Genomic DNA, 13,364 nt, shown 5'->3' with positions numbered 1-13,364 from the left:
CCTACAGGCGCATCTACTCGTCGATTTGACCAACGCGGCGGATATTCAAAATGTCGCTCATTTTCTTAATTTGGACAAACACTTGCTCTAATTGCGAGCGATCGCGTATATCTATTCCTAAGTCCATCAATGCAGGTTGACCAGCAGAGGTTTTCACCTGAGCATGGCGGACATTAATCCCTTGGTCACTCAACCGTGACAAAATATCCTTTAGCACCCCTACGCGGTCAAGGGCTTCAATTTGAACATCCACTGGGTAAGTGTGCGGACGACCACTATTTTCGGCGGCTGGGTTCCATCTAACTGGTACTAAACGCTCATACTCCACAGGTTCGAGATTATTGCAGCCTTGGCGATGAATTGAAATCCCCCTACCTCGCGTCACCACACCAATAATTGGTTCGCCAGGAATCGGGGTACAACACCCAGCTAAATAATACACCAATCCCTCTACCCCTATTATTGGCGAATCACTGGCGCGGGAGATAGTTGCAGGTGCATCCCGCAAAGCTTTTGATGTAGTTGGTTCTTTGGGGATAAATGGCGAGACGGTGGAAACTGGTTGTTGTGCCTTCGCCACTTCTCGCCAACGATTTAGCACCAAGTTCAACGTTACTTCTCCGTAACCCAAACCGGCAAGTAAATCGTCTACGCTGTGGTAGTTACACTTTTGGGCGACAGTCTCCATCGCATCCGACTTTAGCAAACTATCAAAACCAGTTTTACCGAGTTCCTTTTCTAACAATTCCCGTCCACGGGCGACATTTTCTTCCCGGCGCGATCGCTTGTACCATTGTTTTATTCGATATTTCGCCGCCGAACTTCTCACAAAGTTCAACCAATCCAAACTCGGATGGCAGTTCTTTTGGGTGAGAACTTCTACAATATCGCCATTGTGTAGCCGCGTTGACAGAGATACCATTCGCCCATTCACCCGCGCCCCTGAACAATGGTTTCCGACTTCGGTATGAATCCGATAAGCAAAATCTACAGTAGTAGAACCGGGGCTTAAAGGAACAACATCCCCCTTAGGGGTGAAGACATAGACATCATCTTCAAATAAATTATCTTTGATGCTATCAAGATATTCTTGTGCATCCTTGAGATCGGTTTGCCATTCCAGCAGTTGTCGCAGCCAAGTAAACTTGTCATCCGTCCCTGTCAAATGGCTAATACTAGAACCTCCTGTTTCTTTGTACTTCCAATGGGCAGCAATCCCGTACTCGGCGATATGATGCATTTCGACTGTCCTAATTTGCACCTCTAAAGGACGGCCTGTTAGTCCAATCACCCCAGTATGCAACGACTGGTAACGGTTAGGTTTTGGCAGTCCAATGTAGTCTTTAAATCTCCCAGGAATTGGGCGAAAAGCATCATGAACCACCGCCAACGCCCGATAGCATTCCTCATTGCTTTGAACAATAATCCGCAGCGCCGCCAAATCATAAATTTCATGAAATTCTTTTTGCTGGCGGTGCATTTTTTGGTAAATGCTATAAAGGTGCTTGGGACGACCGCTAATATCCTGAAAGCGGATTCCAGCTTGCTGCAAACGCTCTTGCAACATCTTCGTAGCTCTAGCCAATTTCTCTTCTCGCGCCGTCCGTTTTTCGGAAACAAGCTCCTGCATTTGGCGAAAAGCTTCTGGTTCCAAATACTTAAAAGCCAAATCTTCCAGTTCCCATTTAATTCGCCAAATCCCCAAGCGATTGGCTAAAGGTGCGAAAATATCTCGCGTTTCTTGGGCACTGCGGCGGCGGCTGGCTTCTGACATATATTGTAAAGTTCGCATATTATGCAAACGATCTGCCAATTTCACCACAATTACCCGAATATCTTGCGCCATTGCCAAAAACATCCGCCGGAAATTTTCGGCTTGACTTTCGGTTTTGCTGGTGAAATTGATTTTAGAAAGCTTGGTGACACCTTCAACCAATTGCCGCACTTCTGCGCCAAAGCGTTCTTCAATTTCTTGACTTGTGACTTCTGTATCTTCAACGACATCATGAAGAAATCCAGCTGCTATCATAGCAGCACTGCCTCCCAAGTCATGCAGCAAGTCGGCTACAGCGATGGGATGAGCAATATATGGTTCTCCCGATTTGCGGTATTGACCTTGATGCAGTTGGAAAGCAAATTCAAATGCGCGACCAATTAAGACTGCATCACTATGCCTTCGGTCATCTTCCGGTGTGCCGCTACTTGTAGATGACTCCTTCAAACATTTCTTTAACCATTCTGGAATGGTTAGATTAACTGATGAATTTATAGCTAGGCTGCTCATACAATTGGGTTTGGTAGATCGGTAGATAAGTGAATGATAAATAAAACTGGCAGCATCAACCTAAGAAGATGCTGTCGCCCAGAGACGGGTAGAAAAAACAGTGTAAGGATGATTTTCCAATTGCCGGCGGTAGTCATCCAATTTGAGTTTCAAGGATCATAAAGAAAATCCATTGATGGCAAACAAAGCCCCAAATCCTGATTTGAGGCTTTTAGTGCTGATAAGTGTAAAAGAGAAGTTTATTGTAGAAGAAAAATTACTTGACATTAATACTATCTTAACTAGCACAGGATGTCTTTAAACCGTGAGAAATATTTGGCACTCGTAACCTTGCTAGAGCAATTACGTTCCGATGCCACAACGACCCAAATTGTTGCACCCGAACTGCGGCAACGTGTAGCCTCCTTGCAGCAATTCTTTGGGGAGCAGATTGTGCCTTTGGCTGATGAAAACTGGCGAGTGCAGTCTTATCAAACCGAAATGAGCAAGCAATTGCGCCTGCTGGCAATAGATGTGATGTTTTTGCAAGGAGCGCGGCAAGCATCTACTATACAAACGAGACTTCAGACGATTAGCGATCGCTTGACAACCCTCATTCAATACTGTGATGCCATCCTGCACCCAGAAGCGGAAGGAGAAAAATAACAATTGTTCACCTTTTTCTCTAATTTCTCCATCATCTCATTTATGAACTATAATGGAAAGTTATTTTGGTAACAAGTTGGGAATGGGGAGTAGGGAGTCGGGAGTGGGGAGTTTGGAGTTTGGAGTTATAAAAATTCTTCCCGAATGCCCCTTTAACTAAGGGACTTCCAAATAAAAAATACCCAAAAAACTCACGAAAAAACTCTCTCCTCCTCATTCCTCTGTGTCTGGAGTGGTAGCCTGCGGTAAGCCGCTCCGCGTCTACGTTTCATTTGGATAATTTATTTCTTGATTGTAGTGCTGGCAACATGAGCGCATCGCATATAGCGTTTCTCGACCTAGTTAGGTACACCCGTAAGGGCACGGCAGTGCCGTGCCCCTACACCTAGCGATATAATGTTGTACCGCATCTGAATGGGAACCGCTATATACAAATTAAATACGCAACAGCTTACTATGGGTAAATTAGCGATCGCACCCCAATTTTAAATTCTTTTTGATTCAACTTGGTAAGTAGTCAGACAGAATTAATTACACAATGTCATTGCGAATGGAGCGAAGCGGAATGAAGCAATCGCAAGGGCTGGGATTGCTTCGCTTCTCTTCGAGACGCTAACGCGAACGCTCGCAATGACTGTAAATATTTTTGTCCGACTACTTACTAGTCGTGGTGGCACACAGGATCAGCCCTTCCGACTTCTCTCACTACCAAATATTTGTTCTCTTAACCTTTTGTAAATATTTTCTTAACGTTGTTCACATAACTTAAAGTTGCTGAATGTAGATTAATCATAGTAAAATCCATAGGTTTTTGACTATAAAATAGTTTTTTTAATGGTGATATTGCGATTGTCAATGTTACCAAATTTCGGATTTTAAATTTTGGATAATGGAATTGAAAGATTCAAAATCTAAAATTCAATGAGAGAGCCAGTAACTTGATTGCTGGGGTCAATCTAAAATCCAAAATCCAAAATCCAAAATCTAAAATACTAAATTGCCTGACTTGATTAAGTTTGCAAATTCTTCGTAAATATCAGCTTTTCAGGCGCTTCTCAAACAATACAAACTAAATTGAAGGAGACGTTATCAATGGCTTTGACACAAGGCGATATTGCTTTTATCTCTTTCAATGCCGATGAAGATGGCTGGTCTATTGTCACCTTTGTAGACATAGATCCGAATACAACTATTTATTTTAGTGACGGCACAGCGGCGAGTGCGATCGCTATTGGTAGCAGTGAATCCTCGTTTCTATGGAATACGGGATCTCAGAAAATTGCCGCAGGTACTGTAGTTCGGTTTAGTGCAATTGATAGCACTAGTCGCGCATCATCTATTGGTACATTTACAGTTGTTAACTCAAGCGAGTTGGGACTTAATACAACTGATGAGACTGTTTACGCCTTTCTGGGAAATAGTGCCACTACCCCAACCACAATTCTAACCGCCGTCTCAAGTGAGGCGAATAATAACAGTCTAACTACTGTTGGACTAACTGATGGAGTTAATGCGATCAAACTCACCAGTAGCACTGACTATGGTCAGTATACTGGTTCCCGTAGTGGACAAGCCAGTTTTGTAAACTATAAGGCGCTTGTTAACAACAGTGCTAATTGGACAATTGATATCGGAGGTGACGGGGCTACGATAGTTCCTAACACCACAAACTTGGCGATCGCCAGTGGAAATCCCACAGTCAACTTATCTCTCAGTACTAACTCAGTAGCTGAAACAGGAACAACCCAAATTATTGTTACCGCTACTGCATCGAGTGCCGTATCTGGGAATCAAACAGTCAATTTAGGTGTAACAGGAACAGGCATCACCACCGGAGATTACAACCTTAGCAACAATATCATCACCATTCCTAGCGGACAAACCGCAGGTTCTGTCATATTCAGCGTTGTAGATGATGCTGTGATTGAAGGCACAGAAACCGCGACATTAACTATCAGTAATCCTTCCTCCGGTATTACACTAGGCACTACTTCCCAAAACTTTGCGATCGCTGATAATGATATTGCTGCCTCTCCAACCGTCAACTTATCTCTCAGCACTAACTCAGTAGGTGAAACAGGAACAACCCAAATTATTGTTACCGCTACTGCATCGAGTGCCGTATCTGGGAATCAAACAGTCAATTTAGGTGTCACAGGAACAGGCATCACCACCGGAGATTACAACCTTAGCAACAATATCATCACCATTCCTAGCGGACAAACCGCAGGTTCTGTCATATTCAGCGTTGTAGATGATGCTGTGATTGAAGGCACAGAAACCGCGACATTAACTATCAGTAATCCTTCCTCTGGTATTACACTAGGCACTACTTCCCAAAACTTTGCGATCGCTGATAATGATATTGCTGCCTCTCCAACCGTCAACTTATCTCTCAGCACTAACTCAGTAGCTGAAACAGGAACAACCCAAATTATTGTTACCGCTACTGCATCGAGTGCCGTATCTGGGAATCAAACAGTCAATTTAGGTGTAACAGGAACAGGCATCACCACCGGAGATTACAACCTTAGCAACAATATCATCACCATTCCTAGCGGACAAACCGCAGGTTCTGTCATATTCAGCGTTGTAGATGATGCTGTGATTGAAGGCACAGAAACTGCGACATTGACCATCAGTAATCCTTCCTCCGGTATTATACTAGGCACTACTTCCCAAAACTTTGCGATCGCTGATAATGATATTGCTGCCTCTCCAACCGTCAACTTATCCCTGAGTACTACTACTGGCTTGGAAGCAAACACAACAGCTATCATCGTTACTGCGACTGCATCGAGTGCCGTATCTGGGAATCAAACAGTCAATTTAGGTGTAACAGGAACAGGCATCACCACCGGAGATTACAACCTTAGCAACAATATCATCACCATTCCTAGCGGACAAACCGCAGGTTCTGTGATCTTCAGCGTTGTAGATGATGCTGTGATTGAAGGCACAGAAACCGCAACATTGACCATCAGTAATCCTTCCTCCGGTATTACACTAGGCACTACTTCCCAAAACTTTGCGATCGCTGATAATGATATTGCTGCCTTTCCAACCGTCAACTTATCCCTGAGTACTACTACTGGCTTGGAAGCAAACACAACAGCTATCATCGTTACTGCGACTGCATCGAGTGCCGTATCTGGGAATCAAACAGTCAATTTAGGTGTCACAGGAACAGGCATCACCACTGGAGATTACAACCTTACCAACAATATCATTACCATTCCTAGCGGACAAACCGCAGGTTCTGTCATATTCAGCGTTGTAGATGATGCTGTGATTGAAGGCACAGAAACCGCAACATTGACCATCAGTAATCCTTCCTCCGGTATTACACTAGGCACTACTTCCCAAAACTTTGCGATCGCTGATAATGATATTGCTGCCTCTCCAACCGTCAACTTATCCCTGAGTACTACTACTGGCTTGGAAGCAAACACAACAGCTATCATCGTTACTGCGACTGCATCGAGTGCCGTATCTGGGAATCAAACAGTCAATTTAGGTGTAACAGGAACAGGCATCACCACCGGAGATTACAACCTTAGCAACAATATCATCACCATTCCTAGCGGACAAACCGCAGGTTCTGTCATATTCAGCGTTGTAGATGATGCTGTGATTGAAGGCACAGAAACCGCAACATTGACCATCAGTAATCCTTCCTCCGGTATTACACTAGGCACTACTTCCCAAAACTTTGCGATCGCTGATAATGATATTGGTGGCTTTCAAATTATCACGCTTTCTAGTAACAATACCCTACCCGCTACTACAATCTTTGATAATAGTGGCAGAACTACCCCGATAACGGTATTCGATAACAACACTATCAGTAATTTAATATCGACTGTTCCCACAATAGTACAGAACAATACTATTACTTCTAACACTGGGCAATCGACGATAGTCAATTCCCTAACTGGGGACAATCTCCTGGTCGGCACTGATGCCAGTGAAAATATCAATGGTAGGGCAGGCAATGACTACCTTGATGGCAAGGGAAACAACGACATCCTCCGTGGAGGCGATGGCAATGACACAATTTTAGGCGGACTTGGCAGTGACACCCTTTCTGGAGGCAACGGCAATGACCGCCTCATTGGTTGGGGGGGTGACTCACGCGAAATTGATCTACTCAACGGTAATCAAGGTACAGATACTTACGTCTTGGGTGATGCCAGTTCAGTTTTCTATGCCAGTTCCGGTAACGGTGACTATGCCGATATTGCCAGCTTTAAGGCTAAGGATAAAATTGAACTCAAGGGACTTGCTAATAATTACTCACTAGGGTCTGTATTCGCGGTGTCTGACAACGAGTCTGCTGTCGGCATCTTTACCAGCAATGGAACAGAATTAATTGCTGTTGTTAAAGATGGGTTAAGGCTCAATACAAATTTGGCAACCGATACTGGCTTTGTATTTGTTTAACCTGTTTGCGTAATTCCCCATCCCTCTACAGGCTGGGGATGTAAGCGAGTCCAAAACGAAACGTCCTCAAGTCTTTTTCGGAGTAGCTGGAACAATCTTGAGGAGAGTTGAGTTTTAGACACATATTATTAGGGACTTCCAAGTAAAAAAATATTCCATTGCTATTGTTCACTGTTGACCGTTGACGGTTCACGAGTTTTCAGTCAACAGTCAACAGTCAACGACTTTTGCTATTGTTCACTGTTGACCGTTGACGGTTCACGAGTTTTCAGTCAACAGTCAACAGTCAACAGTCAACGACTTTAATGTGGAATAATTTATTTTTTGGAGTTCCCTTAAGTCCTAGTTAAATTCCAACGATCGAGGTCACGTAAAAATAAAAGCCCCACTCAGTTTTGAGCAAGGCTATGTGAAGTTTTATTGCTAAAATTAAAAATCTTTCTCTTAGAAAAAGTTCATTATTGTAATTATGCTAACGCTGGTCAACATCATTAAAGCGCCCATGATCATAGATTCGCCTAAACGGTTGGGGGATTTTGAAGTGTTCATTTAAGTAAAATCCTTTTTATTAATTGTTTCTTAACCATATCAAAATCAGTATAAATATCTATAAAAGCATTGTAAAACTTAAATTACCGTAAAGTTTCTTAGTAAATACTTAATTTGTACTTACGTGTTAATTTTTACTTGCAATGCCTTATTCTCTTAGTTTCCCCACTCCCCATTCTCCAGTTCCACAATGTAGTAATTTCCGAACAGAATAATTACCTTATCTCCGAGCGGAATATGGGCCTTTGTGGAGTAAAATAAATCTTAATCAAGGTAAAATTATTTGAACAGAAAATTATCATGACAGCTTCCACGGCATCTAGAAACCAAGCGATCGCTTTTGACTTAGAAAAATTAAATCAGCAATTTGAAACTGCCACTCCCAAAGAAATACTGGCATGGTCTATAGAGAATATCCCAACGGGGCTGGTGCAAACAAGCGCCTTTAACGTGGATGATATGATAATTACCCATATTCTTTACACTGAACTGAAGCATCCAGTTCCTGTGATCTTTCTCGATACTTTGCACCACTTCCCTGAAAGCCTAGAATTAGTAGCCAAAGCCATACAAATCTACAACCTGGATTTGCAAACCTTCAAAACTCCAGATGTAGACACCCGCGAAGCCTTTGAAGCCAAGTACGGCGACAAACTTTGGGACAAGGATATTGCCAAATTCCACCACATTACAAAAATTGAACCACTGCTAAGGGGTCTAGACGAACTCAACAGCGTCGCTTGGATTACTGGACGCCGCCGTGACCAAGCAGTAACCCGTGCGAATATGCCCATATTTGAATTCGACGGTAAAGGTCGGCTGAAAGTAAATCCTATCGCTACCTGGACACGTAAAGATAGTTGGGTTTACGTGGCTGAACACGGAGTTATCTACAACCCTCTCCACGACAAAGGTTATCCCAGCATCGGCGACGAACCCATTACCACCAAAGTAGGCGAAGGCGAAGATGAACGCGCCGGACGCTGGCGAGGAAGTGATAAAACAGAATGCGGAATTCATATTTAGTCATTGGTCAGTACAGACGCGATTAATCGCGTCTGTACAATGGTCATTAGTCATTAGTATTAAACAAAGAGCAAATGACTAAGGACTAAGGACAAATATGATTAAAATCCTCCATCTCTCCGACATCCACATGGGAAGCGGCTTCTCCCACGGACGAATTAATCCAGAAACGGGATTAAATACACGATTGGAGGATTTTGTCAATACCTTATCTAGATGTATTGACCGAGCGTTGACAGATGCTGTTGATATGGTGATATTTGGTGGCGATGCTTTCCCGGATGCTACACCACCGCCTTATGTACAGCAAGCTTTTGCCAGCCAATTTCGCCGTCTCATGGATGCCAATATTCCAACAGTGCTGTTGGTGGGCAACCACGACCAACACTCCCAAGGACAGGGAGGCGCGAGTTTAAATATTTACCGCACTTTAGGAGTGCCAGGGTTTGTTGTGGGTGACACATTAACTACTCACTGCATCGAAACCCGTAATGGCAAAGTGCAAGTAATTACCCTGCCTTGGTTAACCCGTTCAACTCTGATGACTCGCCAAGAAACTGAGGGTTCATCTTTGGCGGAAGTCAACGAACTGTTAACGGAACGTCTGCGAGTTGTTTTAGAAGGGGAAATTCGCCGTCTTGACCCCGATGTGCCAACTATCCTTTTGGCTCATTTGATGTCTGACAATGCTACCTTGGGCGCAGAACGCTTTTTAGCGGTGGGTAAAGGCTTTACTCTACCCTTATCTTTGCTAACGCGACCTTGTTTTGATTATGTAGCTTTGGGACACGTCCACCGCCACCAAAATCTGAATAAATCCAACAACCCCCCGGTGATTTATCCGGGAAGTATTGAGCGCGTAGATTTTAGTGAAGAAAAAGAAGACAAAGGCTATGTGATGATAGAACTGGAGCGGGGGAGGGTTGAATGGGAATTTTGTCCCTTAACAGTTCGGACTTTCCGCACCATTGAAGTGGATATCTCCAAAGCAGATGATCCGCAAGGGGTGTTAATGAAAGCGATCGCTAAGTATGATATTCAAGATGCTGTAGTGCGGCTAATTTACAAACTCCGCTCTGAGCAGATGGATTTAATTGACAGTTCCTCTCTACATACTGCTTTAAGTCCGGCTCACACCTACACCATTCAAGCAGAATTATTGAGTCAATTAGCTCGTCCCCGCATTCCTGAATTGACTGCAAGTAGCAGCATCGACCCAATGGAAGCTTTAAAAACTTACTTGAACAACCGCGAAGACCTTAAAGATATTGCAGCATCAATGATGGATGCAGCCCAGAAGCTGCTAGCAGATGATGTGGAAGTCTGGCTGGAAGCAGCAACTAATGAATAGGATAAAATCCTTCGTAATACTTCGGCTACGCCCTTCGGCTACGCTCAGGACAAGCTCAGTACAAGTTCGTAATTCGTAATTAACAATTGTTATGGAATAACGAACTGCTCCAGGCGCAGTATTTCGACAACTCTTGGAGACGCTACGCGAACGCTCAATAACCGGGCACGGAGAAATCAGCGTTTTAGAGGTATTTTGTGTAAGTCCTATTTTCTACTTCCCAAAACTTATGACGCAAATAATCCAAGCAAAGGACACTAACTTAAGGTACTTAATCGATAACTTTGGAATTCAGTTAGTTTTGGATGACTCATTCTTCCACGAAGTGAAAGTAAATCTACCGCGTTATGCTTTATCAAAGGGTTTTTTGATGCGAAACCCTGGAAATGAATTGTACGACGTACTACGTATACTGAAACGCCTGACTCTGTTAGTGAGTGCTTAAATCTTATCGCTTGATTATATATATATTCTACCAGCAAGGGCGATACCTTTCCTGCGAAACGCTACGCCAACGCACTACACCTAAATTCTAAGCGATCGCCTGATCGCCTGATTATATGTTCTACCAAAAAGTGCGATCGCTCTTTCAATAATGCGAAAATATAGTAAACTTCAAAAAAGTTCATGATCAAGCGAGAATTTAATGTAATTAGTCATCTTCTAAATGGGGTTCTTTGAGAAGATGCTAACATCCTTTGATGAATTGTCCGATATCGGTTAGGATAATCCATCAATTAAAGGTAAAACTTCAAGCACGCTTAATCGTGCTGCAACATAAAAATCACCCAAATTTATATATATTTGGGCAGATTTTATAGGAGTTTGCTACTCTTCTACTATCAATTGTTGTTTTTCTTCTAGCCAGAGGAAATTTTTGACTCAGTAAATAAATTTATCGAGCCTTGAATAAGCTATTTTTTACAGGTAAATCTTTTCGTTTTATGGCTTTTGTCTTACCGCTAATCACCTGGTGGGGATACAAAGAAGTACAAAATCAAATTGTACAGCCGCAAGCAGTTGTAGTGTTGGGTGGTTCAACGAGACGTTTGGAGCGAGAAAAGTTTACGGCTGAATTCGTCCGCCAGCATCCAAATATACCAATTTGGATTACTGGGGGTAGTCCACCTACATTCACCCAACGAGTGTTTACCAAAGCTGGTGTTGATCCCAAACGTTTACATTTGGACTATGAGGCTGTGGATACAGTTACTAATTTTACTACGTTGGTAGATGATTTGCAAGCTCGTGGGATCAAGAGCGTTTATTTGATTACTTCAGATTTCCACATGCGCCGGGCTTGTGTCATCGGCGAAATTATTTTGGGTAGTCGAGGTATTTATTTAAAACCAGTGCCAGTTCCTTCAGAAAAACCACCTGAATCTATTGAAAAATCTATTCGTGATGGAGCTAGAGCAATACTTTGGCTAGCTACTGGTTACACTGGTGTGGATGCAGTTAAAAATAAACGATAAATTATCAGTGGTAATTTGGATGAGCTTGGCTTAAGTCAATACAGGTAAATTAAGCCAATTAATGCCAATAATCGTGAGATTAACTAAGTAATAAAAAACACATGAAACTACAATTATCCAAAAACTAGCGCAACATCAACCCTTAAAGAACACAATATAAAAACCAATTAACAATTTTTGCTCATTTAGTGGCAGCTTGGGTAACTCGAATTTATCTGTGTAGTTCAGGGAAAAAAACGCCCCAACTTATCTCACAATTTGATACCCTAGCTTAAACAGATTTAAGAAAAATTAAAGCGTGGAAATTCAACTTGGGCGGGGAAAAACAGCTCGCAGAGCTTACGGAATAGATGAAATTGCTCTAGTCCCTGGTAACAGAACACTAGATCCCAGTTTGGCAGATACTAAGTGGCGTATTGGCAATATTGAGCGAGAAATCCCGATAATTGCCAGTGCGATGGATGGTGTAGTAGATGTTCGTATGGCTGTACGTTTGTCACAGTTAGGAGCATTAGGTGTCCTCAATTTAGAGGGGATTCACACTCGCTATGCTGACCCAGAGCCAATATTAGATCGGATTGCCTCTGTGGGGAAAGATGAATTTGTTGCCCTGATGCAAGAACTCTATGCTGAACCAATAAAGCCAGAATTAATTGAACAACGAATTCAGGAAATTAAACAACAAGGTGGCATTGCGGCGGTAAGTGCAACTCCAGCCGGTGCAAGTAAATACGGCGAGGCGGTGGCAAAAGCTGGGGCAGATTTATTTTTTGTACAGGCTACGGTAGTTTCTACTGCACATCTGTCACCAGAGTCTTTAGTACCACTTGATTTAGCAGAATTTTGCCGTTCCATGCCCATCCCCGTGGTGTTGGGGAATTGTGTAACTTACGAAGTCACTTTGAATTTGTTGAAAGCTGGAGCGGCTGGGGTACTGGTGGGAATTGGGCCTGGTGCTGCGTGTACTTCTCGTGGCGTGTTGGGTGTGGGAGTGCCGCAGGCGACTGCGATCGCAGATTGTGCCGCAGCACGAGATGATTACTACAAGGAAACTGGCAACTATATTCCTATTATTGCTGATGGTGGTTTAATCACCGGTGGCGACATTTGTAAATGCATCGCCTGCGGTGCCGATGGTGTGATGATTGGTTCCCCCTTTGCTAGAGCCGCAGAAGCCCCAGGACGAGGTTATCATTGGGGTATGGCTACTCCCAGCCCAGTCTTGCCTCGTGGCACCCGCATTCGCGTTGCCACCACCGGTAGCCTAGAGCAAATACTCGTTGGCCCAGCAGGACTAGATGATGGCACTCACAATCTTTTAGGAGCCTTAAAAACCAGTATGGGCACCTTAGGAGCCAAAAATATTAAAGAAATGCAACAAGTGGAAGTTGTGATTGCGCCTTCTTTATTAACCGAGGGTAAAGTTTACCAAAAAGCTCAACAATTAGGTATGGGTAAATAGAATTGGGGCATGGGGCATGGGTTATTAATTCTTCTTCCCCTGCTTCCCCTGCCTCCCCTGCCTCCCCTGCTTATTAAATTTTTCCAGCCCCCTAAACAATTGCTGGAAAAATCCTATATGTCGCCTACA

10 protein-coding genes are annotated in these 13,364 nt (G+C 43.3%); 8 read left to right on the top strand and 2 right to left on the bottom strand.

Features of this window, described 5'->3' with window-relative positions:
- Nucleotides 1-13: 13 nt before the first annotated feature.
- Nucleotides 14-2,284, bottom strand: coding sequence for a RelA/SpoT family protein (locus D1367_RS09510; RefSeq protein WP_118166105.1), 2,271 nt, complete (start codon nt 2,282-2,284; stop codon nt 14-16).
- Between the two features lie 291 nt (nt 2,285-2,575).
- Between D1367_RS09510 and patD the strand changes: the two genes are divergently transcribed.
- The 6 genes from patD to D1367_RS32140 all read left to right on the top strand — a co-directional run bounded on the left by patD (nt 2,576) and on the right by D1367_RS32140 (nt 10,743).
- Nucleotides 2,576-2,929, top strand: coding sequence for a heterocyst frequency control protein PatD (gene patD, locus D1367_RS09505; RefSeq protein ID WP_118166102.1), 354 nt, complete (start codon nt 2,576-2,578; stop codon nt 2,927-2,929).
- Between the two features lie 1,092 nt (nt 2,930-4,021).
- Nucleotides 4,022-7,372, top strand: coding sequence for a beta strand repeat-containing protein (locus tag D1367_RS09500; protein ID WP_118166099.1), 3,351 nt, complete (start codon nt 4,022-4,024; stop codon nt 7,370-7,372).
- Nucleotides 7,373-7,546: 174 nt separating this feature from the next.
- Nucleotides 7,547-7,678 carry a hypothetical protein gene (locus tag D1367_RS32740; RefSeq protein ID WP_267255532.1) on the top strand — a complete coding sequence of 44 codons (132 nt, stop codon included), beginning with the start codon at nt 7,547-7,549 and terminating at the stop codon, nt 7,676-7,678.
- A 543-nt stretch (nt 7,679-8,221) separates the two neighbouring features.
- Nucleotides 8,222-8,947, top strand: coding sequence for a phosphoadenosine phosphosulfate reductase (gene cysH / locus D1367_RS09495; protein ID WP_118166096.1), 726 nt, complete (start codon nt 8,222-8,224; stop codon nt 8,945-8,947).
- A gap of 97 nt (nt 8,948-9,044) precedes the next feature.
- Nucleotides 9,045-10,298, top strand: a complete 1,254-nt coding sequence (sbcD, locus tag D1367_RS09490; RefSeq protein ID WP_118166094.1) for an exonuclease subunit SbcD — start codon at nt 9,045-9,047, stop codon at nt 10,296-10,298.
- A gap of 229 nt (nt 10,299-10,527) precedes the next feature.
- Nucleotides 10,528-10,743, top strand: coding sequence for a hypothetical protein (locus D1367_RS32140; RefSeq protein ID WP_228674577.1), 216 nt, complete (start codon nt 10,528-10,530; stop codon nt 10,741-10,743).
- A 61-nt stretch (nt 10,744-10,804) separates the two neighbouring features.
- On the opposite strand, the gene D1367_RS32735 is transcribed toward D1367_RS32140, so the two are convergent.
- The gene (locus tag D1367_RS32735) at nt 10,805-10,927 is read right to left on the bottom strand and encodes a hypothetical protein (protein ID WP_267255533.1); all 123 of its coding nucleotides are present in this window, start codon (nt 10,925-10,927) and stop codon (nt 10,805-10,807) included.
- Nucleotides 10,928-11,242: 315 nt separating this feature from the next.
- Here D1367_RS32735 and D1367_RS09480 point away from each other — a divergent pair, with 315 nt between their 5' ends.
- Together D1367_RS09480 and D1367_RS09475 are read left to right on the top strand one after the other, a co-directional pair.
- Nucleotides 11,243-11,773 carry a YdcF family protein gene (locus D1367_RS09480; protein ID WP_118166091.1) on the top strand — a complete coding sequence of 177 codons (531 nt, stop codon included), beginning with the start codon at nt 11,243-11,245 and terminating at the stop codon, nt 11,771-11,773.
- A 298-nt stretch (nt 11,774-12,071) separates the two neighbouring features.
- The gene (locus D1367_RS09475) at nt 12,072-13,235 is read left to right on the top strand and encodes a GuaB3 family IMP dehydrogenase-related protein (RefSeq protein WP_100898834.1); all 1,164 of its coding nucleotides are present in this window, start codon (nt 12,072-12,074) and stop codon (nt 13,233-13,235) included.
- Nucleotides 13,236-13,364 lie beyond the last annotated feature (129 nt).

The organism is Nostoc sphaeroides, from assembly GCF_003443655.1.
GTDB classification, from domain to species: domain Bacteria; phylum Cyanobacteriota; class Cyanobacteriia; order Cyanobacteriales; family Nostocaceae; genus Nostoc; species Nostoc sphaeroides.
Note: the sequence above shows the minus strand (reverse complement) of the source record. Positions and strands in the feature narration are given on the sequence as shown.

Coding starts and splice junctions, on each gene's coding strand:
- cysH (WP_118166096.1), top strand. CDS start 8,222: ATGACAGCTTCCACGGCATCTAGAAACCAAGCGATCGCTTTTGACTTA.
- sbcD (WP_118166094.1), top strand. CDS start 9,045: ATGATTAAAATCCTCCATCTCTCCGACATCCACATGGGAAGCGGCTTC.
- patD (WP_118166102.1), top strand. CDS start 2,576: ATGTCTTTAAACCGTGAGAAATATTTGGCACTCGTAACCTTGCTAGAG.
- D1367_RS09500 (WP_118166099.1), top strand. CDS start 4,022: ATGGCTTTGACACAAGGCGATATTGCTTTTATCTCTTTCAATGCCGAT.
- D1367_RS32140 (WP_228674577.1), top strand. CDS start 10,528: ATGACGCAAATAATCCAAGCAAAGGACACTAACTTAAGGTACTTAATC.
- D1367_RS32735 (WP_267255533.1), bottom strand. CDS start 10,927: ATGAACTTTTTTGAAGTTTACTATATTTTCGCATTATTGAAAGAGCGA.
- D1367_RS09480 (WP_118166091.1), top strand. CDS start 11,243: ATGGCTTTTGTCTTACCGCTAATCACCTGGTGGGGATACAAAGAAGTA.
- D1367_RS09510 (WP_118166105.1), bottom strand. CDS start 2,284: ATGAGCAGCCTAGCTATAAATTCATCAGTTAATCTAACCATTCCAGAA.